The 25,696-nt window shown below is 68.2% G+C and carries 27 protein-coding genes and 1 pseudogene; 20 read left to right on the forward strand and 8 right to left on the reverse strand.

Annotated elements, in window-relative coordinates:
* Nucleotides 1-93: 93 nt before the first annotated feature.
* From leuS to nadD, 4 genes are all read left to right on the forward strand, one after another.
* Nucleotides 94-2,724, forward strand: a complete 2,631-nt coding sequence (gene leuS / locus ISP14_RS09290; RefSeq protein WP_404538557.1) for a leucine--tRNA ligase — start codon at nt 94-96, stop codon at nt 2,722-2,724.
* 5 nt (nt 2,725-2,729) lie between these two features.
* Nucleotides 2,730-3,269 (forward strand): LPS-assembly lipoprotein LptE, encoded by a 540-nt coding sequence (locus ISP14_RS09295; RefSeq protein ID WP_404538560.1) that lies wholly within the window; start codon nt 2,730-2,732, stop codon nt 3,267-3,269.
* Nucleotides 3,269-4,285, forward strand: coding sequence for a DNA polymerase III subunit delta (gene holA / locus ISP14_RS09300; protein WP_404538563.1), 1,017 nt, complete (start codon nt 3,269-3,271; stop codon nt 4,283-4,285). Before ISP14_RS09295 ends, holA begins: the two co-directional genes overlap by 1 nt.
* A gap of 112 nt (nt 4,286-4,397) precedes the next feature.
* Nucleotides 4,398-5,036: a nicotinate-nucleotide adenylyltransferase gene (gene nadD, locus ISP14_RS09305; RefSeq protein ID WP_404538568.1), complete on the forward strand. Its 639-nt coding sequence runs from the start codon at nt 4,398-4,400 to the stop codon at nt 5,034-5,036.
* 556 nt (nt 5,037-5,592) lie between these two features.
* On the opposite strand, the pseudogene ISP14_RS09310 reads toward nadD, so the two are convergent.
* From ISP14_RS09310 to ISP14_RS09320, 3 genes and pseudogenes are all read right to left on the reverse strand, one after another.
* Nucleotides 5,593-6,627, reverse strand: a pseudogene (locus tag ISP14_RS09310) (FAD-dependent monooxygenase); the annotation flags it as partial.
* A gap of 110 nt (nt 6,628-6,737) precedes the next feature.
* A complete protein-coding gene (gene msrB / locus ISP14_RS09315; protein ID WP_404538573.1) occupies nt 6,738-7,355 on the reverse strand; it encodes a peptide-methionine (R)-S-oxide reductase MsrB in 618 nt (205 codons plus the stop codon).
* A gap of 173 nt (nt 7,356-7,528) precedes the next feature.
* Entirely contained in the window at nt 7,529-9,253 is a 1,725-nt protein-coding gene (locus ISP14_RS09320) for a cytochrome c biogenesis protein DipZ (protein WP_404538576.1), read from the reverse strand.
* 257 nt (nt 9,254-9,510) lie between these two features.
* Here ISP14_RS09320 and ISP14_RS09325 point away from each other — a divergent pair, with 257 nt between their 5' ends.
* From ISP14_RS09325 to ISP14_RS09365, 9 genes are all read left to right on the forward strand, one after another.
* Entirely contained in the window at nt 9,511-10,035 is a 525-nt protein-coding gene (locus ISP14_RS09325) for an RNA polymerase sigma factor (protein ID WP_404539172.1), read from the forward strand.
* Between the two features lie 5 nt (nt 10,036-10,040).
* The gene (locus ISP14_RS09330) at nt 10,041-10,691 is read left to right on the forward strand and encodes an NrsF family protein (protein WP_404538579.1); all 651 of its coding nucleotides are present in this window, start codon (nt 10,041-10,043) and stop codon (nt 10,689-10,691) included.
* Nucleotides 10,692-10,777: 86 nt separating this feature from the next.
* Nucleotides 10,778-11,065 (forward strand): pentapeptide MXKDX repeat protein, encoded by a 288-nt coding sequence (locus ISP14_RS09335; RefSeq protein ID WP_404538582.1) that lies wholly within the window; start codon nt 10,778-10,780, stop codon nt 11,063-11,065.
* A gap of 104 nt (nt 11,066-11,169) precedes the next feature.
* Nucleotides 11,170-12,255, forward strand: a complete 1,086-nt coding sequence (locus ISP14_RS09340) for an NAD(P)H-dependent flavin oxidoreductase (protein WP_404538585.1) — start codon at nt 11,170-11,172, stop codon at nt 12,253-12,255.
* A 76-nt stretch (nt 12,256-12,331) separates the two neighbouring features.
* Nucleotides 12,332-12,718 (forward strand): ribosome silencing factor, encoded by a 387-nt coding sequence (rsfS, locus tag ISP14_RS09345; protein WP_404538588.1) that lies wholly within the window; start codon nt 12,332-12,334, stop codon nt 12,716-12,718.
* Nucleotides 12,719-13,241: 523 nt separating this feature from the next.
* Nucleotides 13,242-13,712 (forward strand): 23S rRNA (pseudouridine(1915)-N(3))-methyltransferase RlmH, encoded by a 471-nt coding sequence (gene rlmH / locus ISP14_RS09350; RefSeq protein ID WP_404538591.1) that lies wholly within the window; start codon nt 13,242-13,244, stop codon nt 13,710-13,712.
* A 7-nt stretch (nt 13,713-13,719) separates the two neighbouring features.
* On the forward strand, nt 13,720-14,196 hold the full coding sequence (locus ISP14_RS09355) for an HXXEE domain-containing protein (RefSeq protein WP_404538594.1): 477 nt from the start codon (nt 13,720-13,722) through the stop codon (nt 14,194-14,196).
* Nucleotides 14,197-14,240: 44 nt separating this feature from the next.
* Entirely contained in the window at nt 14,241-14,690 is a 450-nt protein-coding gene (locus tag ISP14_RS09360; protein WP_404538597.1) for a GNAT family N-acetyltransferase, read from the forward strand.
* 182 nt (nt 14,691-14,872) lie between these two features.
* The gene (locus ISP14_RS09365) at nt 14,873-15,442 is read left to right on the forward strand and encodes a Maf family protein (protein ID WP_404538600.1); all 570 of its coding nucleotides are present in this window, start codon (nt 14,873-14,875) and stop codon (nt 15,440-15,442) included.
* Between the two features lies 1 nt (nt 15,443).
* On the opposite strand, the gene ISP14_RS09370 is transcribed toward ISP14_RS09365, so the two are convergent.
* Nucleotides 15,444-16,241 (reverse strand): CPBP family intramembrane glutamic endopeptidase, encoded by a 798-nt coding sequence (locus ISP14_RS09370; RefSeq protein WP_404538603.1) that lies wholly within the window; start codon nt 16,239-16,241, stop codon nt 15,444-15,446.
* Nucleotides 16,242-16,480: 239 nt separating this feature from the next.
* On the opposite strand from ISP14_RS09370, the gene ISP14_RS09375 reads away from it, so the two are divergent.
* The 3 genes from ISP14_RS09375 (at nt 16,481) to ISP14_RS09385 (ending at nt 19,971) form a co-directional block, all read left to right on the forward strand.
* Nucleotides 16,481-17,257 carry a class I SAM-dependent methyltransferase gene (locus tag ISP14_RS09375; protein ID WP_404538606.1) on the forward strand — a complete coding sequence of 259 codons (777 nt, stop codon included), beginning with the start codon at nt 16,481-16,483 and terminating at the stop codon, nt 17,255-17,257.
* Between the two features lie 89 nt (nt 17,258-17,346).
* Entirely contained in the window at nt 17,347-18,897 is a 1,551-nt protein-coding gene (locus ISP14_RS09380; protein ID WP_404538609.1) for a TerC family protein, read from the forward strand.
* Between the two features lie 294 nt (nt 18,898-19,191).
* Nucleotides 19,192-19,971: an aspartyl protease family protein gene (locus ISP14_RS09385; protein ID WP_404538612.1), complete on the forward strand. Its 780-nt coding sequence runs from the start codon at nt 19,192-19,194 to the stop codon at nt 19,969-19,971.
* Between the two features lie 132 nt (nt 19,972-20,103).
* Here ISP14_RS09385 and ISP14_RS09390 read toward each other — a convergent pair whose 3' ends face one another.
* Nucleotides 20,104-20,499: an MAPEG family protein gene (locus ISP14_RS09390; RefSeq protein WP_404538615.1), complete on the reverse strand. Its 396-nt coding sequence runs from the start codon at nt 20,497-20,499 to the stop codon at nt 20,104-20,106.
* A gap of 98 nt (nt 20,500-20,597) precedes the next feature.
* Between ISP14_RS09390 and ypfJ the strand changes: the two genes are divergently transcribed.
* Nucleotides 20,598-21,482, forward strand: coding sequence for a KPN_02809 family neutral zinc metallopeptidase (ypfJ, locus tag ISP14_RS09395; RefSeq protein WP_404538618.1), 885 nt, complete (start codon nt 20,598-20,600; stop codon nt 21,480-21,482).
* Between the two features lie 147 nt (nt 21,483-21,629).
* On the forward strand, nt 21,630-21,998 hold the full coding sequence (locus tag ISP14_RS09400) for a YkgJ family cysteine cluster protein (protein ID WP_404538621.1): 369 nt from the start codon (nt 21,630-21,632) through the stop codon (nt 21,996-21,998).
* Between the two features lie 19 nt (nt 21,999-22,017).
* Here the strand turns inward: ISP14_RS09400 and ISP14_RS09405 are convergent, their stop codons facing one another.
* Genes ISP14_RS09405 through ISP14_RS09415 form a run of 3 tightly spaced genes read right to left on the reverse strand, consistent with a single transcriptional unit; the run spans nt 22,018 to nt 24,004 of the window.
* Nucleotides 22,018-22,632, reverse strand: a complete 615-nt coding sequence (locus tag ISP14_RS09405) for a peroxiredoxin (RefSeq protein ID WP_404538623.1) — start codon at nt 22,630-22,632, stop codon at nt 22,018-22,020.
* A 33-nt stretch (nt 22,633-22,665) separates the two neighbouring features.
* Nucleotides 22,666-23,445, reverse strand: coding sequence for an anti-sigma factor family protein (locus ISP14_RS09410; protein ID WP_404538626.1), 780 nt, complete (start codon nt 23,443-23,445; stop codon nt 22,666-22,668).
* A complete protein-coding gene (locus ISP14_RS09415) occupies nt 23,432-24,004 on the reverse strand; it encodes a sigma-70 family RNA polymerase sigma factor (RefSeq protein ID WP_404538629.1) in 573 nt (190 codons plus the stop codon). Before ISP14_RS09415 ends, ISP14_RS09410 begins: the two co-directional genes overlap by 14 nt.
* 403 nt (nt 24,005-24,407) lie before the next feature.
* Between ISP14_RS09415 and ISP14_RS09420 the strand changes: the two genes are divergently transcribed.
* Both ISP14_RS09420 and ISP14_RS09425 read left to right on the forward strand, forming a co-directional pair.
* On the forward strand, nt 24,408-25,355 hold the full coding sequence (locus tag ISP14_RS09420) for a metallophosphoesterase family protein (RefSeq protein ID WP_404538632.1): 948 nt from the start codon (nt 24,408-24,410) through the stop codon (nt 25,353-25,355).
* On the forward strand, nt 25,352-25,696 hold the full coding sequence (locus ISP14_RS09425; protein ID WP_404538635.1) for a cupredoxin domain-containing protein: 345 nt from the start codon (nt 25,352-25,354) through the stop codon (nt 25,694-25,696). The genes ISP14_RS09420 and ISP14_RS09425 overlap by 4 nt, the downstream gene beginning before the upstream one ends.

Here is a 25,696-nt window from a genome sequence, read left to right on the forward strand (position 1 = left end):
AGGGAACGGCGGGTGTTCTGCTAATCTGATCCGTTCTCCCGGCAGCCCGCCACCCCGCGCCACGCTGCCCGCAAAGACCACGGCTACGGAACCATGCAAGACACCCACGACACCAGCAAGACCGAGCAGGACTATCAGCCGCAGACGGTGGAAGCCGCCGCCCAGCAGTACTGGGGCGCGCAGCACGCCTACGAGGTGAAGGAAGACCCGGCGCGGCCGAAGTTCTACTGCCTCTCGATGCTGCCGTATCCGTCGGGCGCGCTGCACATGGGCCACGTGCGCAACTACACCATCGGCGACGTGATCAGCCGCTACCAGCGCATGCAGGGCAAGAACGTGCTGCAGCCGATGGGCTGGGACGCGTTCGGCCTGCCCGCCGAAAACGCCGCGATCAAGAACAAGACCGCGCCGGCCAAGTGGACCTACGCCAACATCGAGCACATGCGCAGCCAGCTCAAGTCGCTGGGCTACGCGATCGACTGGACCCGCGAGTTCGCCACCTGCCGCCCCGAGTACTACCGCTGGGAACAGTTGATGTTCACCCGGCTGATGAAGAAGGGCCTGGCCTACCGCAAGAACAGCGTGGTGAACTGGGACCCGGTGGACCAGACCGTGCTCGCCAACGAACAGGTGGTGGATGGCCGCGGCTGGCGTTCGGGCGCGGTGGTGGAAAAGCGCGAGATCCCGCAGTGGTTCCTGCGCATCACCGACTACGCGCAGGATCTGCTCGACGGCCTGGACACGCTGCCCGGCTGGCCCGACGCGGTGAAGACCATGCAGCGCAACTGGATCGGCCGCAGCGAAGGCCTGGAGATCCACTTCGCGGTGGAAGGCGAGGCCGCGCCGCTGACTGTGTTCACCACGCGTCCCGACACCTTGATGGGCGTCACCTTTGTCTCCATCGCAGGCGAGCATCCACTGGCGCTGAAGGCCGCGCAGCACAACCCGCAGCTGGCTGCCTTCCTCGACGAACTGAAGCACGGCGGCGTTTCCGAAGCTGAGCTGGAAACCCAGGAAAAGCGCGGCATGGCCACTGGCCTGTTCGCCATCCATCCGGTCAGCGGCGACAAGGTGCCGGTGTGGGTGGCCAACTTCGTGCTGATGGGCTACGGCACCGGTGCGGTGATGGCGGTGCCCGGCCACGATGCGCGCGATTTCGAGTTCGCGCACAAGTACGGCTTGCCGATCCGGCAGGTGATCGCGGCCGGCGACGAAACCTACGATGCCGCCCAGTGGCAGGAGTGGTACGGCGACAAGACCCGTGCCGACATGCGCGTGATCAACTCCGGCGCGCTGGACGGCAGGAACTACCGCGAGGCTTTCGACTACCTCGCCGCGAAGCTCGAAGCCGAAGACAAGGGCTTGCGCCGGGTGAACTGGCGCCTGCGCGACTGGGGCGTCAGCCGCCAGCGCTACTGGGGCTGCCCGATCCCCGTCATCTATTGCCCGAAGTGCGATGCGGTGCCGGTGCCGGAAGACCAACTGCCGGTGGTGCTGCCCGAGGACGTGGCCTTCAGCGGCGTGCAGTCGCCGATCAAGGCCGATCCCGAGTGGCGCAAGTGCACCTGCCCGCAGTGCGGCGGCCCGGCCGAGCGCGAGACCGACACCTTCGACACCTTCATGGAGTCGAGCTGGTACTACGCGCGCTACACCTCGCCGGGTGCCGATGCGCAGGTGGATGGGCGCGCCAACTACTGGCTGCCGGTCGACCAGTACATCGGCGGCATCGAACACGCCATCCTGCACCTGCTGTACTTCCGCTTCTATCACAAGCTGATGCGCGACGCGGGCCTGGTGCAGTCGAACGAACCGGCCACCAACCTGCTGTGCCAGGGCATGGTGATCGCCGAGACGTTCTACCGCGACAACGCCGACGGTTCGAAGGATTGGATCAATCCTGCCGACGTGGAGATCCAGCGCGACGACAAGGCGCGCGTGGTCGGCGCGCTGCTCAAGGCCGACGGTCAGCCGGTGAAGATCGGCGGCACCGAGAAGATGTCCAAGTCCAAGAACAACGGCGTGGACCCGCAGGCCATGGTGGGCAAGTACGGCGCCGACACGGTGCGCTTGTTCTCGATGTTCGCCGCGCCGCCGGAACAGTCGCTGGAGTGGAACGAGGCCGGCGTGGAAGGCATGGCGCGCTTCCTGCGCCGCTTCTGGCGCGAGGTCACCACGCATGCCGCGCAGCCGAACCACCCGGTGGCCGATCCCGCTCAACTGGACGCCGGCCAGAAGGCGTTGCGCCGCCAGTTGCACGAAACCATCCAGAAGGTGAGCGACGACTTCGGCCGCCGCCATTCCTTCAACACCGCCATCGCCGCGCTGATGGAGCTGCTCAACGCGGTGAACAAGTTCGCCGACATGAGCGAGCAGGGTCGCGCGGTGCGCCACGAGGCGCTGGAAACCATGGTGCTGCTGCTGAACCCGGTGGTGCCGCACGTCAGCCACCACCTGTGGCAGGTGCTGGGCCATGCCGAGGCCGTGCTGGAGGACCAGCCCTGGCCGGCCGTGGACGAAAGCGCGCTGGTGCGCGACAGTCTGACCCTCGCGGTGCAGGTCAACGGCAAGCTGCGCGGCACCATCGAGGTGCCCGCCAACGCCGGCAAGGAAGAGGCGGAGGCGCTGGCGCTGGCGCAGCCGCACGTGGCCGCCTTCCTCAAGGACCTCGCCGTGCGCAAAGTGATCGTGGTGCCGGGCAAGATCGTCAACATCGTCGCAGGATGAAAGCCATGAACCGCATGCTCCGTGTCGCGCTGCCGCTCGCCGCCGCCCTCGTCCTGAGTGCCTGCGGCTTCCACCTGCGCCGCAACGCTGCGCTGCCGCCTGCGATGAGCCACGTGCATCTCACCGTCTCCGGCGGCGGCGACCTGGAGCGCAAGCTGACCCGCGCGCTGGAAAGCGCCAATGTCGACGTCGAGGACCAGGCCGGTGCCGGCGTCGCCGAGCTGCGCGTCCCAGTGGCCGCGTTCGGCACCGAATCGCTGACCCAGGGCGGCTATGCGCGCATCACCGAATACGCGGTGCGCTACCAGGTCGAGTTCGACGTGAACGGCGCCGACGGCAAGAACCTGGTACCACACCAGCGCATCGACATGCAGCGCGAATACAGCTACGACTCCACCGATACCGTGGGCAACGCCGCGCAGGTGCAGCAGATCCAGGGCAGCCTGGTCGACGACATGGTGCAGGCGATCATGTTCCGCCTCGAGGCCGCTGCCCGGCACCCGCAGGCCGCACCGGCGCCGGCATCCTCTACCGGCCAGCCCTGATGCCGCTGGCTCCCGCGCAATGGCAGAAGGCGCTGGCCGCTGACAGCCTGGCGCCGGTCTATCTGCTCGCGGGCGAGGAATTGCTGGTGCTGGAAGCCGCCGACGCGCTGCGCGCGCAGGCGAAGCGGCTCGGCTACGCCGAGCGCGAGGTGCTTGAGGTCGGCCAGCATTTCGACTGGGACGATCTTGCCCGTGCCGCCGCCGGCATGTCGCTGTTCGCCACGCGCCGCCTGCTTGACCTGCGCCTGCCCACGGGCCGGCCCGGCGTCGACGGCGCCAAGGCGATCGGCGAGTTCTGTGCCGATCCGCCGCCCGACGTCACCTTGCTGATCACCGCGATGGAGTGGAGCAGCAAGCACGACGGCGCCTGGAGCAAGAAGCTCGACGCTGCCGGCACCATGGTGGTATTCAACGCGCCCCGGCCCAACGAATGGGCAGCCTGGATTGGCGCGCGGCTCGCATCGCGCGGTCTCGCCGCTACGCCCGATGCTGCGGCCCTGCTGGCCGAACGCGTGGAAGGCAACCTGCTCGCTGCCGCGCAGGAAGTGGACAAGCTCGTCGTGCTGCGCGCAGGCGACAGCAGCCGCATCGACGCCGATGCGATGGAAAGCCTGGTTGCCGACAGTGCGCGCTACGACGTGTTCAAGCTCACCGACGCCGCGCTGGCGGGCGAAGGCGCCCGTGCGCTGCGCATCCTTGCTGGATTGCGTGCCGAGGGCGATGAGTTGATCGCCATGATGGGCTGGCTGGTGAACCAGCTGCAGCTGGCCCTGCGCCTCGCCAACGCACCCGATCTCGCCGCCCAGGCGCGTGCCGAACGCCTCTGGCCGGCGCGCGAGCAGCTGTTCCGCAAGGCATTGCGTCGCGCGCCGCGCGAACATTGGCTGGCCTGCCTGACACGCGCTTCGCGCATCGACCGGATCGCCAAGGGGCGGGAGCAGGGCGAGGCCTGGCGCGAGGCCGAACGTCTGATCGCGGCGATGGCGGAGCCGCGGGTGGCGCGGGCGCTCGCATGATCGCCGTGCCGCCTGCTTTGTTCCCTCTCCCCGCTGGGGTGAGTGATGGGTGCTCGCGACAATCCTTCATGATCGCACTTCGGCTCGCACCAGTTGCAGCGGAGGTCGCGCGATGAGCGCTCGCCCGCTTGCGATTTTCGGCGGCACCTTCGATCCCGTGCACATCGGCCATCTCACCGTCGCGTGGGAGGCCGCCGAGCTGCTGGATGCGGAGGTAAGGTTGATGCCGGCCAACGTGCCGCCGCACCGGGCGGCACCATTGGCTTCCGCCGCGGAGCGGGTGGCGATGCTGCGCGCGGCGCTGGCCGGCCAGCCGCGGCTGGTGCTGGATGCGCGCGAGCTGGAGCGCGACGGACCTTCGTACACCATCGATACGTTGATCGAGCTGCGTGCGGAGCAAAATGACCGCCCACTGGTGCTGTTGCTTGGCGCCGATGCGTTTGCGGGATTGCCGACGTGGCACTGTTGGCGCGAATTGTTCGACGTCGCACATATCGGCGTGCTGAGCCGGCCGGGTGTTCCGGCGGTGCTTTCCGACGAGTTGCTGCATGAGGTGGTGCCGCGCCGTAGCGATGATGTCGATGCTCTACGCGGTCAGCCGGCCGGCATGGTGATCGAGCTGACGGTCACACCGCTGGAAATCTCCGCGACGCGCATCCGTGAGTTGCTTGCCGCTGGGCGCGATCCCCGTTACCTGCTGCCGACAGGTCTGTTCGACACCCCCGCATTGCTGGCGCCTTATCGCGACTAGTCGTCCGTAGTTCGCTCATTGTTTTTGCATGCCGTGTGCATGCCACGTCGTGTGCATGCAAGTAGTCGTGCAATCGCCGTGGATCTTGGTCAGGAGCGGCAAGCGCGACGTAGCCATCAGGGCGAATCAGGTAGAGCCCATCGCGTTTGAAGCCGGCGCGTTTCATGTCGGCGTTCCACCCGAATACATGGATCGAAAGCTGGTGCTCGGCACATGCCGCACTCAGGTCCACATGTAATGCACCGTAGACATGCACCTGCCACGCCAACGATTCGAGCGGGCCGAAATTGTCGTGCTGCACATTGTCCCGTGCCGCTGGGACGCGGACCCATGGCAAGCGATCGCCGCCATGCACGGCACCGGCTTTGCCTGCACTCAGCCTGCTGTGCCGATACTCGATGCCGATTTGCGACATCGTGCGGAACAGAAATCGCCGCATTGGCGACCACCGGAACAACAGGGGTGCAATCACTGGAATCAGTTGCGTGCGGACAAGCCGTGCGAGCCGGCCTTCGCTGGTGGCCAGGGTAAAGCCACGATCCGTCGTGGCAACCAGTCGACGGGCAAACCTGATTCGTTCAACCTCGTAGGTATCGAGTAGGCTCTCGGTGGCGTGCTGGTTCAACACGGCGGCAAGTTTCCATGCCAGGTTTACCGCATCGCCGATGCCGGTATTCATGCCCTGGCCGCCGGCCGGGCTGTGGATATGCGCGGCGTCGCCCAGCAGAAACACACGCCCCTGCCGGAAGGACGGTGCCACCCGGTGATGCACGTGGTAGGTCGAGAACCAGTTCACCTTCACGACGTCGAGTCCGAGATGTGCGATCGCGCGTGGACTGATGTCGTCGAACGTCAGTTCGCCGTTTTCATCGGCGGGTTCGCGCACGGTGCCGACCAGGCGTACGCAGCCCTGTTCCTTGAGCGGGAAGACCGCGAGAAAGTCGGCGTCGTCGAGATCGATATGCAGCTCATGGTCGGTGGTCGGGCCCTTGGCTTGTATGTCAGCGACGTAAAACCGCTGTGTGTAAGTTCCCCCGGGAAAGGTGAACCCCAACCCGTTCCTGACCGTCGAGCGCGCGCCGTCGCAACCGGCAAGATAGGCCGCATGGCAGGTTGCCTCCGTGCCATCGGGCAGCCTGAGCGTGGCGCGCACGCCGTCATGCGACTGGTCAAATGCGAGCAGCTCGGTCTGACGCTCCACCGTCACTCCCAGTGCCTCCAGCCGTTCGATCAGCAGTCGCTCGTGGGCGTCCTGCGGAAAGACCAGCCCGAACGGAAACGGGCTAAGGCCCTTGCCGATCTGCCCGAAAGGCACCCGTGCGGCCTTGCTGCTTCTGACCCACAGATTGACGCCGGCAATCTGGACGCCACGGCTGACAACCGCATCGGCCAGGCCGACCTGCCGGTAAAACTCCAGCGTGCGCGATTGCACCGCCAAGGCGCGCGAGGTGCTTCCTGCTTCGGCGGTCTTGTCGATGATCCGTACGGCAATGCCGAGCCGGGTCAGCCACAGCGCCAGCACGAGGCCGGTAGGACCGGCGCCGGTGATCAGCACGTGGGTGTCATGGGCATCGGATCGTGCAGCTTGCATGGTGCAGGCCTGGTCGATGATCGCGAGATATCGAGCATGCCATAGCGAACCGCAGCGAGCGACCAGCACCGGGCACGCGTCTATCCGTCCAGCCGACGGTGTGCGTCAGCTCATGCCGTCCTCGGGATAAACCGCAACGCCACCGAATTCATGCAATAACGCAACCCCGTCGGCGGCGGCCCGTCATTGAACACGTGGCCGAGGTGGCTGTCGCAGCCAGCGCAGCTGATGGCGACGCGTTCCATGCCAAGGCTGTCGTCGCGGGTTTCGATCACGTTTTGTTTCGCGATCGGTCGCCAGAAGCTGGGCCAGCCGGTGCCGGAGTCGAATTCCGTGGCGGCGTTGTAGAGCGCGGTGGCGCAGGCAACGCAGCGGAAGATGCCGCGTTGCGCCGGGCGTTCGTGCGAGCCGCTGAAGGCGCGCTCGGTGCCGTCGCGGCGCATCACCTCGAAAGCGAGCGGCGACAGCCGCGCCCGCCATTGCGCGTCGGTAAGCACCAGCCGGGGCACGTGGCAGGGACCGAGGTCGCGGCCATCGTCGGCAAAGCACTCCAGCACCACGTCGCCGGGCGGCGTGTGCACCAGTGCGGGCACGCCGCCTTCCGCGCCGGCGGCCAGCAGGCGGGGCAGGGCGTAGCTGCCGCCCACCGCCAGCAGGGCACCGCCACAGAGCGTGGCGCGCAGGAAACGGCGGCGATCCATCGCGAGGGATTCATCGATGCGGGACATGACAGACCTCCATCACAGATACGCATGAGCCGATTGCAGTTGCGTGCGGCAATGGCATGTGCCGCACGCGATCAAGCACGTCGTGCCTGACCGCGGAGGCGAGTCCGGAGATGCGCCGGACTCGTCGCCCGGCTCGCCGACAGGAAGCGGGCGAGCCGGGCATCCGAAAAAAATCAGCCGAACGTGAACGCGTAGGCGCGCACGCCGGGGTCGAGGAAGGTGATGGTGAAAGTGTGCTCGCCATTGCCGTGAGCCTGGCGCACGAGCTGGTACAGGCGCTGCGCGGTGACAGTACCGTTGCCCGCAGCGTCGGTGTCCATGCCGTGGTCGGCGCCGGGGGCCTGGTCATCCAGCGTGATGCGGAAGCGCACTGGCTTGCCGTCCTTGCCGGGGCCAAGCACGAGGTGCAGGTCGCGGCCACGGAAGCGATAGGAGATGGAGCCGCCCGCGGTGTCCAGCGCGGCATCCTGCGTCTGCACGATCCAGCGGCCGGCGAGCGCCCATTGGTTGGCGGTGAGCTGCGCAGGCGCACGGTAGGTGAAGGTTTCGTCGTGCGCGACTTGTCCGCTGGCGAAGCCTTCGGCGCGTGCGTAGCCCACATAGGTTTCGGGAGAGCGGTCGTCGTCGCTGGAGATGGCTGCTTGCGCACCTTTCGCGCCGGGTTGCACGTAGCCGCCGGGCAGCTGGGTGTTGCCGGCTTCGGTCAGCAGCTGGCGGATGGCGTCCTCGCCTTCGGCATAGCCGCCTTCGCCGAAGTAGTGATGGCGGATCTGGCCTTGCGCGTCGATGAAGTAATCGGCGGGCCAGTATTCGTTGTTGAAGCCCTGCCAGACCGCGTAATCCGAATCCAGCGCCACCGGATAAGTCACACCCAGGCGCTTCACCGCGGCGGCCACGTTGGCCGGATCCTTCTCGAAGGCGAACTCGGGCGAGTGCACGCCGATCACCACCAGGCCGTGATCCTTGTACTTGTCGTACCAGGCTTCGACGTAGGGCAGCGAGCGCAGGCAGTTGATGCAGGAGTAGGTCCAGAAATCCACCAGCACCACCTTGCCGCGCAGCGACGCGGGCGTGAGCGGCGCACTGTTCAACCAGCCGGTGGCGCCGGACAGCGAGGGCAGCGTGCCTTCCACCGGCAATGCCTCGCCAGGCTTGGGCGCGGGTGCCGCGGCGGCGGGCATCGGCCGCACGGCGTCGATCAAGTGCTGCTCGATGCGGTTGGTACCGGCCAGCGAGACGCGGGTGAGCAGGCCGGTGTCCGCCCCCATGGCGATCGCGGCCACGCCGGCCAGCACCAGCACGCCCAGCGCGCGGCGTACCCATTGACCCGCGCCCAGCGAGCGTTTCATCAGCGCGAACACCTTGCCGCCGATCGCCAGCGCCAGCGCCAGCGAGGTCGCCGCGCCCAGCGCGTAGGTGAGCAGCAGCAAGGTGGTGGTGACGCTGGCACCCTTGAGCGCGGCGCCGGTCAGCAGCAGGCCAAGGATCGGTCCCGCGCACGGCGCCCACAGCAGGCCGGTGGCTATCCCCAGGCCCACCGCGCCCCAGATCGATTCGCCGTCACCCTCGCTGCGTTGGGTGAGCTTGTTGCCCAGGGCCACGAACGGCCGCGTCAGCCATTCGGCGACGTGCGCGGAAAGCAGGGTAAGGCCGAGGAAGGCCAGCACCACCAGCGCCACGGCGCGGCCGTACTGGTTCGCGTGCACCGCCCAGCCGCCGCCCACCGCCGCCAGCGTAGCGACCAGCGCGAAGGTGAGCGCCATGCCGGCCAGCATCGGCAGGCCGCTCTTCAGAAACGGGCGGTCGGCGCGGGCGAACACGAAGGGCAGCACCGGCAGGATGCAGGGACTGAGGATGGTGAGCACGCCGCCGAGGTAGGCAAGGATCAGCAGGAGCATGGTGGATCGTCCGATGTGGAGGTCTGTCGGTGATTCGTCGCTGCAGCGCGTCCGGTTACATGCATCGCGATGAGGTAACCGGCGCGCCGGACCCGGCGAATCACCGAAAGAACCCATGGCACGGAACGACACCCTTGACCGCCGACGGCAGCTTGGTACTAGATGGCGGTCTCCTCCCGACACTGGATCGCCGCGCCACCGTGTCCGCCGAACCCGCCAGCGCCAGCGAACAGGCCGATCGGCAGCGTGCCGTGTGGATGGCCGCCGCGCAGGCGGGCGATCGCCGCGCGTACGAGCGCGTGCTGGCCGATTCGGTGGCGCTGATCCGCGCGGTGGCGCGACGCCAGGGCGTGGCGACGGATGCGCTGGACGACGTAGTGCAGGAGACCTTGCTTACCGTGCATCGTGTGCGCCACACCTACGACCCGGCGCGCTCCTACGACGCCTGGCTGAGCGCGATCGCCGGCCGCCGCGCGATCGACGCGCTGCGCAGCCACGGCCGGCGCGGGCGCCGCGAGCTGCACGACGAGTTCGCATTGGACAACCAGCCTGACCGCGACGACGCCAGCATGGATGCCGAGCGCCGACAACAGGCGCGGCAACTGCGCGAAGCCATCGCCCAGCTGCCGCCCGGCCAGCGCGAGGCGGTGGAGCAGCTGGGCCTGCGCGAGCAGTCGCTGGCCGAGGCTGCCGCGCAGACCGGTCGCAACACCGGCGCCCTGAAAGTGAACCTGCACCGCGCCCTGAAGGCCTTGCGCAACCGCCTGCACGGAGATTCCTGAGCACCATGTCCGAACCACGCCACCAAGCCCTGATCGACGCGCTCGGTGCCGAGCTGATGCCGGTACGGCGTCTGCTGCCGCCGTGGCTGCGCACGCTGGGCTGGCTGGCGCTGGTGACGGCGTTCGCGCTGCTGCTGTTCGCGCATTACGGCGAAGCGCCCATGCTGCGCCGCTGGGCCGGTGCGCCCGACCTGGCCTGGGCCGCGCTGGGTGCGGTGCTGACCGCGGTCACGGCAGCCTGGGCTGCGTTCGCGCTGGCGGTGCCGGGACGTTCGCGGGCCTGGGCCTGGCTGCCGCTGCCGCCGGCGCTGTTGTGGATCGGCGCCAGCGGCCTGGGTTGCCTGCGTACCTGGCTGGCGCCGGATACCAGCATCGCCACCTTGCACCAGTCCGCCGACTGCCTGGTTTTCATCATCGCCTTCTCGATTCCCCTGTCGGCGCTGCTGGTGGGGCTGCTGCGCCGCGCCTGCCCGTTGCGCCCGCTGCTCACCGCGCTGCTGGTGGGCCTGGCCAGCGCGGCTGCCTCGGCCAGCCTGCTGGAGATCTGCCACGCCTTCGACGCCGCCGCCACCGACCTGCTCACCCATGCGCTGGCGGTAACGATCGTGGTGGCGGTGAACGCAGCGATGGGCGGTCGGCTGTTGTCGAAACATTGAGGTAACCGGCGCCCGGTGAGCAACGAAGCAGCGAATGGAGGCGGTGCGCCCGTCTCCATCCCTTTTCTCATTCAAGGATTCAGCCCATGAACGCACGCACGCTCGCCGCCCTCGCGCTTTCCGCCGCCGTCAGCGCCTTCGCCTTCGCGCCTGCCTTCGCCCAGGACGCCATGCCCGCCAGCTCCGGTTCGGCGATGTCGCACGATGCCATGCAATCCAAGGACGCGATGAAGGGTTCCATGCACAAGGATGCGATGAAGATGAAGAAGGACACGATGAAGTCCAAGGCCATGAAGCACGGCGACATGATGAAGAAGGACGACGCAATGAAGATGAAGCAGGATGCCGCCACCGCGACGAGCAGCGGCGGCTGAGGTATCCGCGGCATGGCGGATGCGACATATCCGCCATGCCGGGTTCATGCCGCATGGACGTGGCGGGCCGATAATGTCGCGATCCCCTGCAACGGATGATGCGCATGTCCTCGTTTGTACAGCGGCTGGGCATCGAATGCCCCCTTGTCCAGGCGCCGATGGCCGGCGCCACCACGCCGGAACTGGTCGCCGCGGTGTCAAACGCCGGCGGCCTCGGTTCGTTGGGTGCGGGCTATACCGAGCCGCAGGCCATCCTCGACCAGGCGGCAAGGATTCGCGCGCTGACTGACCGGCCGTTCGCGTTGAACCTGTTCGTGCTGCCCGACGAAGTCGCACCCGATCCGGCTGCCGTGACGCGGGCGCGGGCGCGTCTCGATGCGCTGATGGAGCGCGAAGGTTTGAGCGTCCGCACCAGCCTGCCGGCGCGCTGGGCGCCGCGCTTCTCCGAGCAATTCGCCGCGTTGTGCGAAGCGCGTCCCGCCGTGGCCAGCTTCGCGTTCGACTTGCTCGCGCCCACGCAGATGCAGGAACTCAAGCGCCGCGGCATCTATGTGATCGGCACCGCCACCACAGCGGCGGAGGCGCGCGCCTGGGCCGAGCGCGGCGCCGATGCGGTGTGCGTGCAAGGCGCCGAGGCGGGCGGCCATCGCGGCGGCTTCCTGCACGCGGGCGAGACGCCGCTGATCGGCCTGTTCGCGCTGATCCCGCTGGCGGCAAGCGCGGTCGCCGCCAGTGGCAGGGACATCCCCGTGATTGCCTCGGGCGGCATCATGGACGGTGCCGGCATGCTGGCTGCCGAGGTGCTGGGCGCCGCGGCCAGCCAGCTCGGCACGGCCTTCCTCGCCTGTCCGGAATCCTCGGCGGCCGAGGCGTGGAAGCACGACCTGGCCGCAGCGGAGGATCATCGCGTGGCCACCATTCGCAGCTTCTCCGGCCGCGCCGCGCGCGGTCTTCGCAACCGCTACGTGGAGGCCATGGAGGGTGCGGTGGACGAGCTTCCGGCCTATCCCGTACTCAACGCGCTCACCGCGCCGTTGCGGCGTGCGGCGGCGGCGGCCGGCCGCGCCGACCTGCTCTCCGAATGGTGTGGCCAGGCCGCCGCGCGGGTGCGCCCGCAACCCGCCGCCGAGCTGGTGGCGCGGCTGATGCACGAATACCGGCTGGCACGGCGGGCGTTGGCGCCGCATTGACGTTGGCGCGGGCAGCGGGCGTTATACTGCCGCCGCGCCGCACCGGCGCGTGATTCCGCACTGAGGCTCTCCTATCTTGAGCACTAGCCGCAAGACCAAGGCCGACTCCACGGCCGAACTGCGCAAGACCGTCGTCGCCGCGCTGGAAGAACTGAAGGCCAAGGATGTCCGCGAGATCGATGTCCGCGGCAAGACCTCCATCGCCGATCTGCTGGTGATCGCCTCCGGCACCTCCGCGCGCCACGTCAAATCCATCGCCGACGAAGTGGTGAAGTTCGCCAAGAAGGCGGGCGTGATGCCGCTGGGCGTGGAAGGCGAACAGGAAGCCGAATGGGTGCTGGTGGACCTGGGCGACGTGATCGTCCACGTGATGCTGCCGCGCATCCGCGAGTTCTACGGCCTGGAGCGGCTGTGGACGGTGGGCGATCGCGAGCAGGATGTCGACGCCGCGAGCGCGGGGTGAGCACTTGCCTTTCTCCCTTTCCCCTCCGGGGAGAGGGCCGGGGTGAGGGGGCGGTCTCGCGGCGAGTGGGCAACGCAGCGGAAAGCTGCTTCGATGTAAGCCTTCGCAAGTCCCGGCCCCTCACCTCAATCCTCTCCCCGAAGGGGAGAGGAGGCGGACGCGGGGCATGGTGTTCTCCCCCTCCCCTCCGGGGAGAGGGCCGGGGTGAGGGGACGGTCCCGCGGCGAGCTGGCGACGCAGCGGGAAGCTGCTCTGATGTGAGCCTTGGCAAGTCCCGGTCCCTTACCTCAATCCTCTCCCCGAAGGGGAGAGGAGGCGAACGTGGGGCATGGTGTTCTCCCTCTCCCCTTCGGGGAGAGGGCCGGGGTGAGGGGACGGTTTCGCGGCAAGCTGGCAACGCAGCGGAAAGCTGCTCCGATGTGAGCCTTGGCGCGCCCCGGCCCCTCACCTCAATCCTCTCCCCGAAGGGGAGAGGAGGCGAACGTTGGCGCTGTGCGCCGGCTTTTATTCTTGGACAGCGATCATGCGCGCGCGCCTGATCGCTGTCGGGGAGCGCATGCCGGGCTGGGTGGCGGAGGGCTTCGCCGAATACCGCAAGCGCCTCTCGCACGAGCTGCCGCTGGAACTGGTCGAGCTGAAGCCCGGCGCGCGCGGCAAGGGTCGCGACGATGCCAAGGCAATGCAGGATGAAGGCGCTGCGATTCTCGCCGCGTTGCCGCGCGACAGCCATGTCGTGGCGCTGGACGGACGCGGCAAACCCTGGTCCAGCGAGGAGCTGGCCGAACAGCTTGCGGCGTGGCGCATGTCCGGGCGCGAGCTGGCTTTCCTGATCGGCGGTCCAGATGGTCACGCACCGGCCGTGCTGGCGCGCGCCGACCAGCGTTGGTCGCTGGGCCCGCTCACCTTGCCGCACATGTTGGTGCGGCTGGTGCTGGCCGAACAGCTCTACCGTGCCACGACCATCGTGGCAGGGCATCCCTACCACCGCGCCTGAGGCGTCGATGAGCCTGTCGCTGCTCGGCTGGCTGTTTGCACTGGGCGTGGTCGCCCACAACGCCGAGGAGGCGTGGTTGCTGCCGGGCTGGTCGAAACGCCCCGCCCGCTGGCGCGTGAACCCGCGGATGTTCCACTTGGGTGCGCTGGTGTTGTCGCTGCTTGCCATGCTGGCGGCGTGGCTGGCCGAGGTGGGGGGCAGGCACAGCTTCGGTGCGTATCTGCTGGCGGGCTATGCGTTGGCGATGGTGCTGAATGTCCTGGCGCCGCATCTGGTCGCCTGCCTCGTCGCGCGCAGTTACGCGCCGGGCACGGCCACGGCCTTGCTGCTCAATCTGCCGCTCGGCGGCTGGTTGATCCATCGGTCGCTGGTGGATCGCACGATCGAGCCGGCGGTGTTTGCCTGGAGCGGGCCACTCGTGGTGCTGGGCCTGCTGGCCTTCATTCCCGTGCTGTTCGTGCTGGGTGGTATGCGGAGATCGTAAACAGGCTCTAAGCTTGCGGGACGACTCCTCCCCAGGGTTTGCCCATGTCGCTTGAGATACGTCGCGCCACGTTCCATGACCTCGATATGCTGGTGCCGCTGTTCGACGGCTACCGCCAGTTCTACGGCAAGCCGTCCGATCCGGCGGGTGCGCGCGAATTCCTCACCGCCCGCCTGCGCCTCAACGAGTCGATGATTCTGCTGGCGCACGACGGACACGGCGCGGCGCTGGGGTTCACCCAGCTCTATCCGCTGTTTTCCTCGGTGCGCATGGTGCGGACCTGGTTGCTCAACGACATGTTCGTGGCCGCTTCCGCGCGGCGGCAAGGCGTCGCGAAGGCCTTGCTGGAAGCCGCCGCCACGCAGGCCAGAAACCTCGGCGCGGCCAGCCTGTCGCTGTCTACCGCGCACGACAACCTGGCCGCGCAGGCGCTGTACGAGTCGATGGGCTGGCAGCGCGACACGGAGTTCCGCGAGTACGCCCTGACGCTATAAGAGCCTGTTCAATGTCTCCGCGTAGCTCGCGTTGCCCTCGGGCCGGGTCTGTTTGCCCCCATGCCTGTGTCATCACTCAGTCGTGGACGGACGTCCACTCCTTCGTTCTTCCTTGGCCTGCGCGCAAACAGCTCCCGGCGCGGGCCACGCGGAGACATTGAACAGGCTCTAAGGAACGATCCATGCTTTATCTCGCCTCGCAGTCGCCGCGCCGCCGCGAGCTGCTGAACCAGCTCGGCGTGGCGTTCCGGGCGATCGACGTGGACGTGCCCGAACGGCGCGCCGCGCAGGAATCGCCGCGCGAATACGTGAGCCGGGTCGCCCGCGACAAGGCGCAGGCGGGGCTTGCCGCGCTGGCCGGCGTGGCCGGTACCTGTGTGCTGGGGGCGGATACCGAGGTGGTGCTGGACGACGAGGTGTTCGGCAAGCCGCGCGATGCGTTCGATGCGGCGGCGATGCTGCGCCGCCTGTCCGGCCGCACGCATGCGGTGATCTCGGTGGTGTGGCTGGTCGATGCACAGGCCGAGCGCAGCGCGTGCTGCGTGTCGCGGGTGCGTTTCGCGGAACTCGACGAAGCCGACATCGCCGCTTATGTCGCCACCGGCGAATCCTTCGGCAAGGCCGGCGCCTATGCCATCCAGGGCCGCGGCGCGGTCCTGGTCGAGCATCTGGAAGGCAGTTATTCCGGCGTGATGGGCCTGCCGCTGTTCGAGACGGCGCGACTCCTGCGCGAGGCCGGGGTCATCGGCTGACTCAGCCCGGGCGGTAGAGCGAGACGAACAGCGCCAGCATCGCCAGCAGGTTGTTGCAGGCGTGGGCGATCACCGCCGGCCACAACGAGCCCGAGCGTAGCCGCAGCCAGGCCAGCACCACGCCCAGCAGCGCGAGGTTGGGCAGCGCGTACCACAGCCAGCGCAGGTCGGGCAGGTGCACCAGCGCGAACAGCGCGGCGCTGGCCAGCACCGCCCAGGCGGTGCGCAGCCGGCGCAGCAGGGCGGACAGCAGCACGCCGCGGAACAGCAGTTCCTCCACCAGCGGGCCGATGCTGGTCACCGTCAGCGTGAGCGCGACGCGGAGGCCGGTGCTGGCGCCGCCACTCAGTTGCTTGACGTCCTGCGGCACGGCGTGGCCGTGGGCCAGCAGTTCGGTGAGCTTGCTGCCGACCAGCGGCACCAGCAACCCCAGTGCCACCGCGGCGATGCAGTACGCCGCCGTGGGCGCGGTAAAGCCGAAGCCGGGCGGCGCGGCTTGCTGCCACAGCTGCGGCCAGCGCGCCCGCGCCACCCACAGCGTGGTCAGCGCGGCGCCGAGCAAGGTGGCGATCACCACGACACTGCTGACGTCTGGCCGCGCCATCAGCGCCGTCAGGTCGACCGGCGCGGCGCCGTGCAGGAGGCGGTAGCCGAAGCCCAGCAGCAGCGCCGCCACGAAGCCCGCCACCACCTGCAGCGCGAAGTACAGCAGGATCAGGCCCAGGGCCCCGCCGATGCCGGGCAGCCGGGGCAGGGCGGAAGCGGTGGCGGGTGGCTGGCTGTGGCGCGGTGCATCCATCGGACGAAAACCCATGCGCCTGACGGACGACGTCGCCGGAACGCACGGCGCCGCATCCCGATACCGCATCTTGGCGGTTTCGCGCGAGCGGGCGCAATCCTCCATCCGGCAGGGGCGGCACGGGTGGGGCGGAGCGCCCGCGGGCGCGAACGGCGCCAGGTGCTACGCTCTGGCCCGGATCGATGCCGCGGCCACGCGGCGCCGACCCGCTTGGGGGCTTTCGCTGCAGAGGAGGGGCTGTGAGCGAGGATTTCGTGCGCGGCGCGACCGAGCGCCTGCGTCCGGTCACCGAGTTTCCCGAGGTGCTCTTCGAGCGCCTGCTCGCCGACGGCAACGTGTGGCCGGGCTGCACCGTGCTGGATCTGCATTGTGGCGGCAGCAATGTCGCGCGTGGCCTGGCCCTGCGCGGCTGCGAGCTCACCGGCATCGACCATTCTGCGCCCCTGCTGGCCCAGGCCGCCGAGCTCGACCGGCATGCCGGCGTGGTGGTGAAGCAATGGCGGGCGCGGGTGGAGAACGCGGATTTTCCGGCGGCTTCGTTCGACGCGATCACTGCCGGACAATGCTGGCAGGCGTGCGAGCGGCCGCGCACGCTCGCGCTGGCGCGCGGCTGGCTGCGCCACGGCGGGCGGCTGCTGATCGCGCAATACGAATGGCTGCCGCTGACCGGCAACGTGGTGCAGGACAGCGAGCGGCTGATCCTGGGCTGCAATCCCGGCTGGACGGCGCACAGCAGCAGCGGGTTGCATCCGCTGTGGCTGAAGGAGGTGGCCGAGGCCGGTTTCGTCGACCTGCGCACCTGGTCGCAGGACCTGGAAGTGCCCTGCAGCCACGCAAGCTGGCGCAAGCGCGTGCGGGCCAGCCCGGCGGTGGCGATGCTGAGCGACGAGGCGCGGGTGCAGCAGCTGGACGTCGAGCTGATGACGATGCTGGCCAGCCGCCATGCGAACGAGCCGATGGCGGTGCCTTACCGCTTGTGGGTGGTGAGCGCGGCGACGCCCGGGGAGCTGGCCTGAGCCTGCCATGGCCGGCGCGGTGGCGTGATGTCCAGCTTGTATAGTGGTCGGCCTTTCCATGGAGGACGACGGCGCTCCGGCGCTCCCTCATGTTCGCATTCGACTGGCTGACCGATCCCTCCGCCTGGGCCGGCCTCCTCACCCTGGTGGTGCTGGAGATCGTGCTGGGCATCGACAACCTGGTCTTCGTCGCGATCCTCGCCGACAAGCTGCCGGCGCAGCAGCGCGACCGTGCCCGCCTGCTGGGCCTCGGCCTCGCGCTGGTGATGCGCCTGCTGCTGCTGGCGGCCATGTCCTGGCTGGTGCGGCTGACTGCACCGATCCTCACCTTGGGCGGCCTCTCACTGTCGTGGCGGGACATCATCCTGCTGCTGGGCGGCGCCTTCCTGCTGTTCAAGGCCACGCTGGAGCTACACGAGCGTCTGGAGGCCGGCGACGAGCACGGCGCGGGCGAGCGTGCCCGCGCGCGCTTCTGGCTGGTGGTGGCGCAGATCGTGGCGCTGGACCTGGTGTTCTCGCTGGATTCGGTGATCACCGCGGTGGGCATGGTCGACCATCTCGCGGTGATGATGATCGCGGTGGTGATCGCGATGGTGCTGATGATCGGCGCGAGCAAGCCGCTCACCGCCTTCATCAACGCGCGTCCCACGGTGGTGATCCTGTGCTTGTCGTTCCTGCTGATGATCGGCTTCAGCCTGGTCGCGGAAGGCTTCGGTTTCCATATCCCGAAGGGCTATCTGTACGCCGCGATCGGCTTCTCGATCATGATCGAGGCGTTCAACCAGACCATGCGCCGCAACCGGCAGCGCAGCCTGTTCAGCAGTCCGCGCAACCTGCGCGACCGCACCGCGCAAGCGGTGCTGCGCCTGCTTGGCGCCGGCGGCGAGGACGAGGAGGATGTCTCCAGGGCCGCCGCGGTGGCCACCGAGAGCGGCGTCGCGGTATTCGGCAAGGACGAGCTGGCGATGGTGCAGGGCGTGCTCGACCTGGCGCACCGGCCGGTGCGTTCGATCATGACCCCGCGCCCGGAGATCAGCTGGATCGATCCGCGCGAGGATGCCGAAAAGCTGCGCGCCGAAGTCACCGCTTCCAGCCACCATTGGCTGCCGGTGGCCGGCGACGATCTCGACCAGCTGGTCGGCGTGGCGACCTCGCGCGATCTGCTGGCCAGTCTGCTGGAACACGGCCGCATCGACGCGGACGAAGTGGTGCGAAAGCCGATGACTGTGCTGGAGTCGCTGAGCGTGTTGCGGCTGATCGACGAATTCCGCCGATCGCCGCTGCAAGTGGCGTTGGTGGTGGACGAGTACGGCAGCGTGCTTGGCCTGGTCACCCCGGCCGACGTGCTGGAAGTGATTGCCGGCGAATTTCCCGATGCGGACGACGGCGACCCCGCGGCTATCCGTGAGAGCGACGGTACCTGGCTGCTGGACGCCAGCCTGGACCTGCGCCGGGTGGAGCATCTGCTTGGTCATCGCCTGGGCGGCGACGACGGCTTCGCCAGCCTTGCCGGCTATGCGCTGCAGCAACTGGGCCGCTTGCCGGTGGCCGGCGAGTGCTTTGCCAGCGAGGGCTTGCGGTTCGAGGTGGTGGCGATGGATGGGGCGCGCATCGAGAGGCTGCGGGTCGGGCCGGCCTGAGAGTTTGTTTACGATCTCCCTGTGCAAGGGAAGTCGTGTCATCGCAAGCGTGAGGAGCGGTTCCGGTCGCCTGCCGGCGAATGCGGGCCCAACGCCTCGACGCCATGACTTGTGTCCCATTGATCGGCCCTCGCACAGGTTCTTACGATGCGCCGAACGGTCGCCCCTCGTCCTGTCCCGGCCCATCAATGGATGCCCATGAGATCGATACGTAGCGTCATTGCAGTCGCTTGTTTCGCGCTGGCTCCGGCCTTGCATGCGGCCTCCGCGCCAGCGATTCAGCTGGAGCCTTTCATGGGCCGCGCCTTGATCGTTCACGCGACGATCGGCGGGCACCCGGGCGTGTTCATGTTCGATAGCGGCGGCGGCGTGAGCAACATCACTCCCGCCTTTGCCGCGCAGATCGGCTGCAAGCCATGGGGCCAGATTTCAGGCTTCCAGATGAGCGGCCAGCGCCTGGACATGCAGCGTTGCGACAACGTCAGCGTCCAGATCGGCGCGCATCGGGCCCGTCGCGAGACCATCGGCGTGTTCGACATGGACAAGTACTTGCCGACGGGTTCCACCGAACGGGTGGATGGCACGCTGGGTCTCGATATCTTCGACGGGAACGTGGTGCGCTTCTCTTATGCCGATCGCACTCTGACCGTGCTGGACAAAGCGGCTGCGGACGCGCTGTCGAAGCGTGGCGGCGCCATGCCTATCCACGTGGTGCGGGACGCCGAAGGCCTGGCGCTGACGGTCAACCTTCCCGTGCACACGGAAAGTGGCACGGCCTGGTTCGAAATGGATTCGGGAAACACCAGCCCTTTCGTGCTGGTTGGAAAGCATCTCGCCGGCAGCTTCAACCTGCAGGATGATCCCAAGAGCAAGCAGGCCTTGAAGGCCGCACTCGTCGGCGGCCAAGCTATCGAAGGCACTGCCAAGGTGCTCGATCTCACGCTCGACGGCAATCTGGGGACGACGTTCCTGTCGCGCTACGACGTTACCCTCGATCTGGCCCATCAGCGCGCATGGGTTGTTCCGGGCCAGGGAGCCAGTCTGGCGACGGCCCCCAAGCCAGTTTCCGAATAGGCGTCGCCAACAAACGTGTCAGAGCCTGTTCCATGTCTCCGCGGGCCACGCGGAGACATGGAACAGGCTCTCAGATCTCGAACGCATCCAGATCCGCCGGCGCCTTGTCTGGCGCCGGCGAAGCACACTGCGTCAGGCCGCCAGCAAGGCGCGGACCACGCCCGTCAGCGCCATCAGCAGCACGGCGACCAAGCCGAGCGCACTCAAGACGAAGCCGCCTTCGCGCTTGCTGGCTTCCTTGAGATAGGCCAGCGCGTACCACACGCGGCCAAGCAACCAGACCAGGCCGGCGAGGCCCGCCCAACCGCCCAGGCCGTAATGCGCGGCCAGCCAAAGCAGGGGCAGGAACATCACGCAGGCTTCCAGCGTGTTCATCTGCACCCGGAACGCGCGCTCGAAGTCCGGGTGGCCGCTGGTGGCCGGCGCCTTGATGCCATAGCGCGCGCGGGCGCTGCCGACGGCGTACGCGGTACCGCCCATCAGCAGCACGGCAAGCAGGGTGACCAGGGCGGGCAGTTGCTGGAGCATGGCGAATCTCGCGCGGAAGGGGACGTCACTGTAGCGGTTTGGCACGGTGGCGGGCGAGGCGCTATCGTCGCCACGGGCACCGGCACGGGAGCGCGAACATGGACTGGCAGAAGGGCGAAAACAGCGACAACGTCGAGGAAGGCAGCGGCGGTGGCGGTGGCGGCGGTTTCCAGCCGGGCGGGGTCCACCTCGGCATCGGCGGCATCCTGATCCTCGTGGTGCTCAGCCTGATCTTCAAGCGCGACCTCATCACGCCCTTCCTGGGCGGCGACGGCGGCGTTGCGCAGCAGACCAGCGGGCAGGCGCGACCCGCACAGGCGGTGAATTGCCAGAATCCGGCCAACGAACAGATCTCCTTCGCCTGCCACATCATGGGCTCGACCGAGAAGACCTGGAGCGACTATTTCGCTTCGGCCGGCCAAACCTACGTCGATCCCAAGCTGCACCTGTTCCAGGGCCAGGTGGGAACCGCGTGCGGTGCCGCTTCCACCGCGGTGGGGCCGTTCTATTGTCCGGGTGACCAGAAGGTCTACCTCGATCTGGGCTTCTTCCAGGAGCTGCAGGATCGATTCCACGCCTCCGGCGATTTCGCGCGAGCCTACGTGATCGCGCACGAAGTCGGCCATCACGTGCAGAAACTGCTGGGTGTCTTCGACAAGGTGCAGCAGATGCAGCAGCAGGGCGCTCCGATGGACGGGGCCGACGGTCTGTCCGTGCGGCAGGAGCTGCAGGCCGACTGTTTCGCCGGCGTGTGGGCCAACCGCACGCAGCAGCGCCTCGACTGGCTGAAGCCCGGCGACGTGGAGTCCGCGCTCAACGCGGCCAGCGCGGTGGGCGACGATACGCTGCAGAAGGAAACCCAGGGCCGGGTGATGCCCGACACCTTCACCCACGGCACCTCGGCGCAGCGCGTGAAGTGGTTCAAGGCCGGCATGGCCAGCGGCGACATCCAGAGCTGCAACACCTTCGCGGGCGAGCCCTGAGCTTGTAGCGCCGTTCGTCCCTGGTGCAGGTTTTGCGGCCTGTGCCCGGGGCGAACGATGGCGTGCCCGGGCGCCTCTTTCGCGCGTTGGCGGCGAGCCCTAAAATCCCTGCGCTGCGCGCCTCGGGGTGCGCCTTCGCCGGCCTGCATGAGCCATCCCTGCCTGAGTTGCGGCGCCTGCTGCGCCTATTTCCGCATCGCCTTCCACTGGTCCGAGACCGATCCGGCGCTGGGCGGCACCGTGCCCGCCGAACTCACCGAGAAGCTCGATCCGCACCGCGTGGTGATGCGCGGCACGCAGTCGAAGACGCCGCGCTGTGTGGCCCTGGTCGGCGAGATCGGCAAGGCTGCGCACTGCGGCATCCACCCGATCAAACCCTCGGTGTGCCGCGAAGTGGAACCGTCCTGGGAATTCGGCCGGCACAGTCCGCAGTGCGACAAGGGGCGCATCGCCCATGGCCTGCGTCCGCTGACGCCGGAAGACTGGGCCGGCGTCGACGGAGCAGGGCAGGCTTAGTCCGGCCAGGTCCCGCCCATTACGGCGCGTGGCCCGTCTGCAGGTGCTGCACGATGGCCAGCGACTTCTTGACGTGATCCTCGGGGTGCAGGTGGTCGGCCTCGGAGGACAGCGTGGCGATGATCCGGCCGTCGCGCCCGATCACGAAGGTCGTGCGCGGGATGAAACCATGGTCGATGGCCACGCCACGCACGTCGGTCATGCCGGCTTCCGCCGGATGCAGCTGCAGGCCGTAGGAAGCGGCGATCTTGCCGTCGGCATCGGAGGCGACCGGGAACTTGCCGGCGCAGTAATTCGGATCCGAGGAGAAGCTGTCGAGCCGCTGGATACTGTCGGCCGAGACGCCGATGATGGTCGCGCCGGCGGCATCGAATCCGGCCTTCTGCGTGGCGAAGGTATGCGCCTCGATGTCGCAGCCGCCGGTGTAGGCCGCCGGGTAGAAATACACCACGACAGGCCCTTTCTTGAGGGCATCCTTCAGCGAAAAGCTGAAATCCTTGCCGGCCAGGCTGGCCTTGGCAGTGAAGTCCGGCGCCTTCGCGCCCTGGCCCAGCGCGGCAAGCGCCGGCATGGCCAGCAACGCCGCCGCCGCGAACATGCCCGCGGTCATCAAACCTGTCAGTCGATGTTTCATTTACGTCACCCTTCTCGTGGTTGTGGGGATCCGTCAGTGCGCGTCGCTGCCGCCGCTGCCCTGGCGCAGTGCCTGCGCGAAGCTGCGCAGTGCGGCGGGGTCGACGTCGGAGACCGCGGCATAGTGCATGCCATCGTCAGTCCATCGCAGCACAGTGTAGCCATGCTGCTGCGATTCGCGCTGGACGGCGCTGGCCGTGGCGGTGGCGGCCGGCCATTCGTACACGCTGATCAGGTGCAGGTGCCGGCGGTACACCAGGGCGGCGACGCTGCGGCCGCCCAGCGCGTCGAGGCGGCCGCCCACCAGCGGAAAGCCGGCGCCGGCCAGGTCCACCACCCGCGGCGAGTAGTCGAGCTTGCCGTCGAACCAGGGCTTTACCGTGTGCTGGTCGGTGGACACCACGTCCATCAGGTGCTGCGGTTGCAGCGCACGCAGATGGCTGCTGACCGCCTCGTCGACCAGCGCGTCGCCGGCCGTGCTGCGCTGCTGCAAGCCGTAGTACAGCGGCGTGGCCAGCAGCAGCGCCCCGGCGAAACCCGCCGCCAGCGCCCAGGCGACCGGCGCACGGCGTGGGCGGATCGGCGGCGCGGCGGCCGTGTCGTGCCGCGGCGTCCAGCGTTCGCGCAGCGCTGCCGGCGCGCGCTGGTACAGCTCGGACTGCCTGAGCGCCCGGCGCAAGCGCTCGTGTTCGCGAAAGCGGCTGGCGCAGGCGGTGCAGCCGTGCAGGTGGCTGGCGATCGACGCGCTCTGGGCGGCGTCGAGTTCGTCGTCCAGGTAGGCGTGCAGCAGTAGTCGGGCGTCAGCGCAGATCATGGCGGCGCGCCTCCCCGGTTCGACCGGACAATTCAAGTTTCAGGCGCTCGCGGGCGCGAGCGAGGCGGGACATCACCGTACCGATCTTCTGGCCGGTGATGGCGGCGATTTCCTTGTAGGAGCACTCCTCCAGCTCGCGCAGCACGATCGCCTCGCGCCAGGGCGGCGGCAGCCGTTCCAGCGCCTGCCGCAGCGAGCCGACGTCGACCGCGAGCAGGGTCAGCGCCTCCGGCGAGGCCTGCTCGTCGGGCAGCGGATGGGCTTCCTCGTCCAGCGGTTCGAGCAGGTGTTCGGGCAGCGTCTTCGCGCGCAGCGTGAAGTAGGTGTTGCGCACGATGGCGAGCAGCCACACGCGCGCGTCGCCGCCGCGGAAACTGTCGAAGTAGCGCAGCGCCCGCAGCATCGCCTCCTGCACTACGTCCTGCGCGTCGGCGTCGTCGCGGGCCAGCCAGCGCGCAAGGTTCCAGGCCGCGTCCAGCCACGGCAACACCACGGCTTCGAAGCGTGCGCCGACGGCAGGCTGCGGGGCTGGGGATGCGGCTGGCGCTTGGGTGGGCATGTAAGAGCCTGTTCAATATCTCTGCGTAGCTCGCGTTGCCTTGCCGTGGCCGTCAGGTGGTAGTGCGTGGCGCAGCGCCTGCCTGGCTGGCAGGTCAAGCCGCGCGCTGCCGCGTGGCGGCCACGGCAAGGCAACCCAGCACCTATAAATTCCGGGGCCGGGTCTGTTTGCCCCCATCCCTGCGTCATCACTCAGTCGCGGACGGACGTCCACTCCTTCGTTCTTCCTTGGCCTGTGCGCAAACAGCTCTCGGCGCGGGCCACGCAGAGATATTGAACAGGCTCTAGGGATTACCGCGTTGCCAGCGACTTTATTCCCGACGCGAAATAACCGGAATAGGCCATGGGCTGGCCCGGTAATGCAAGGTGAAGGGCGCTTCCCGCACCCACCGTGGAGTACCACCATGACACAGCAGCGCGACGACGAGCCCCTGGACCGCCGTGGGTTCCTCAAGTGCATGGCCTGGGCCGGGGCCGGCACCTTGCTGATGATGAAGGGCGGCGTGCTGCATGCGCGCACGCTGGGCGCCGACGCGGGCGCCGAAGCGAAGGACGCCAGCTTCAGCTTCGTCCAGGTCAGCGATTCGCACATCGGCTTCCACCTGGCGCCGAACCCGGACCCGGCATCGACACTGCGCGCCGCGCTGGCCCAGGTTGACGCGCTGCCGGTGCGCCCGGACTTCCTGCTGCATACCGGCGACCTCACCCACCTGTCGCGGCCGGACCAGTTCGATACCTTGGCCGGGTTGATGCAGGAGTCGCGCGCCGGCAAGGGCAAGGTGTTCTATGTGCCGGGCGAGCACGACGTGATCGGCGACAACGGCGCGGAGTTTTTCCATCGCTTCGGCGAGCGGCAGCAGGCGGGCGGGTGGTACAGCTTCGACCACCATGGCGTGCACTTCGTGGGCCTGGTCAACGTGCTCGGCCTCAAAGCCGGCGGGCTGGGTTTCCTGGGCGCCGAGCAGCTCGCGTGGCTGAAGAAGGACCTGGCGCCGCTCTCCGCCGAGACGCCGGTGCTGGTGTTCGCGCACATGCCGATGTGGTCGCTGTATCCGGCCTGGGGCTGGGGCACCGACGACAGCATGGAGGCGATGGGTTATCTGCGCCGTTTCGGTTCGGTCAGCGTGCTCAATGGCCACATCCACCAGATCCAGCAGAAGGTGGAGGGCAACATCACCTTCTACACCGCACGCTCGACCGCCTACCCGCAGCCGGCACCCGGCGCAGGGCCGGCGCCGGGGCCGCTGAAGACGGTGGCGCCCGGCGCGTTGCACAGCTACCTCGGCATCCGCAGCGTGCGGCATGTGCAAGGCAAGGACGCGCTGGCCGTTACCGAGGAGGTGATGGCATGAACCGCCTTGCTTGCGTGATGTGCCTGCTGCTGGCCCCGGGTGTCTGGGCGGTGGCTGGCGCCGCCACGGCCGGCCATGCGGCCGCGGCACAGCCGAACCGGATCGAGATCCGCAACTTCATGTTCATGCCGAAGACGCTCACCGTGCCGGCGGGCGCCACGGTGACGTGGGTCAACCGCGATGAGGAGCCGCACATCGTGGTCAGCGCGAACGGGCAGTTCGCGCCATCGAAGGCGCTGGACAGCAACGACAGCTACACGACTACCTTCGGCAAGCCGGGCACTTATGTGTACTACTGCACGGTGCATCCGTTCATGACCGGCACCGTCATCGTGAAATGA

The sequence above is a fragment of the Dyella agri genome (assembly GCF_044904705.1).
Lineage (GTDB): Bacteria > Pseudomonadota > Gammaproteobacteria > Xanthomonadales > Rhodanobacteraceae > Rhodanobacter_A > Rhodanobacter_A agri.

Bases quoted from the DNA above. Each gene is read 5' to 3' on its own strand.
- leuS (WP_404538557.1), top strand. From the start codon at position 94: ATGCAAGACACCCACGACACCAGCAAGACCGAGCAGGACTATCAGCCG.
- ISP14_RS09295 (WP_404538560.1), top strand. From the start codon at position 2,730: ATGAACCGCATGCTCCGTGTCGCGCTGCCGCTCGCCGCCGCCCTCGTC.
- holA (WP_404538563.1), top strand. From the start codon at position 3,269: ATGCCGCTGGCTCCCGCGCAATGGCAGAAGGCGCTGGCCGCTGACAGC.
- nadD (WP_404538568.1), top strand. From the start codon at position 4,398: ATGAGCGCTCGCCCGCTTGCGATTTTCGGCGGCACCTTCGATCCCGTG.
- msrB (WP_404538573.1), bottom strand. From the start codon at position 7,355: ATGTCCCGCATCGATGAATCCCTCGCGATGGATCGCCGCCGTTTCCTG.
- ISP14_RS09320 (WP_404538576.1), bottom strand. From the start codon at position 9,253: ATGCTCCTGCTGATCCTTGCCTACCTCGGCGGCGTGCTCACCATCCTC.
- ISP14_RS09325 (WP_404539172.1), top strand. From the start codon at position 9,511: ATGGCCGCCGCGCAGGCGGGCGATCGCCGCGCGTACGAGCGCGTGCTG.
- ISP14_RS09330 (WP_404538579.1), top strand. From the start codon at position 10,041: ATGTCCGAACCACGCCACCAAGCCCTGATCGACGCGCTCGGTGCCGAG.
- ISP14_RS09335 (WP_404538582.1), top strand. From the start codon at position 10,778: ATGAACGCACGCACGCTCGCCGCCCTCGCGCTTTCCGCCGCCGTCAGC.
- ISP14_RS09340 (WP_404538585.1), top strand. From the start codon at position 11,170: ATGTCCTCGTTTGTACAGCGGCTGGGCATCGAATGCCCCCTTGTCCAG.
- rlmH (WP_404538591.1), top strand. From the start codon at position 13,242: ATGCGCGCGCGCCTGATCGCTGTCGGGGAGCGCATGCCGGGCTGGGTG.
- ISP14_RS09355 (WP_404538594.1), top strand. From the start codon at position 13,720: ATGAGCCTGTCGCTGCTCGGCTGGCTGTTTGCACTGGGCGTGGTCGCC.
- ISP14_RS09360 (WP_404538597.1), top strand. From the start codon at position 14,241: ATGTCGCTTGAGATACGTCGCGCCACGTTCCATGACCTCGATATGCTG.
- ISP14_RS09365 (WP_404538600.1), top strand. From the start codon at position 14,873: ATGCTTTATCTCGCCTCGCAGTCGCCGCGCCGCCGCGAGCTGCTGAAC.
- ISP14_RS09370 (WP_404538603.1), bottom strand. From the start codon at position 16,241: ATGGATGCACCGCGCCACAGCCAGCCACCCGCCACCGCTTCCGCCCTG.
- ISP14_RS09380 (WP_404538609.1), top strand. From the start codon at position 17,347: ATGTTCGCATTCGACTGGCTGACCGATCCCTCCGCCTGGGCCGGCCTC.
- ISP14_RS09385 (WP_404538612.1), top strand. From the start codon at position 19,192: ATGGGCCGCGCCTTGATCGTTCACGCGACGATCGGCGGGCACCCGGGC.
- ISP14_RS09390 (WP_404538615.1), bottom strand. From the start codon at position 20,499: ATGCTCCAGCAACTGCCCGCCCTGGTCACCCTGCTTGCCGTGCTGCTG.
- ypfJ (WP_404538618.1), top strand. From the start codon at position 20,598: ATGGACTGGCAGAAGGGCGAAAACAGCGACAACGTCGAGGAAGGCAGC.
- ISP14_RS09400 (WP_404538621.1), top strand. From the start codon at position 21,630: ATGAGCCATCCCTGCCTGAGTTGCGGCGCCTGCTGCGCCTATTTCCGC.
- ISP14_RS09405 (WP_404538623.1), bottom strand. From the start codon at position 22,632: ATGAAACATCGACTGACAGGTTTGATGACCGCGGGCATGTTCGCGGCG.
- ISP14_RS09410 (WP_404538626.1), bottom strand. From the start codon at position 23,445: ATGATCTGCGCTGACGCCCGACTACTGCTGCACGCCTACCTGGACGAC.
- ISP14_RS09415 (WP_404538629.1), bottom strand. From the start codon at position 24,004: ATGCCCACCCAAGCGCCAGCCGCATCCCCAGCCCCGCAGCCTGCCGTC.
- ISP14_RS09420 (WP_404538632.1), top strand. From the start codon at position 24,408: ATGACACAGCAGCGCGACGACGAGCCCCTGGACCGCCGTGGGTTCCTC.
- ISP14_RS09425 (WP_404538635.1), top strand. From the start codon at position 25,352: ATGAACCGCCTTGCTTGCGTGATGTGCCTGCTGCTGGCCCCGGGTGTC.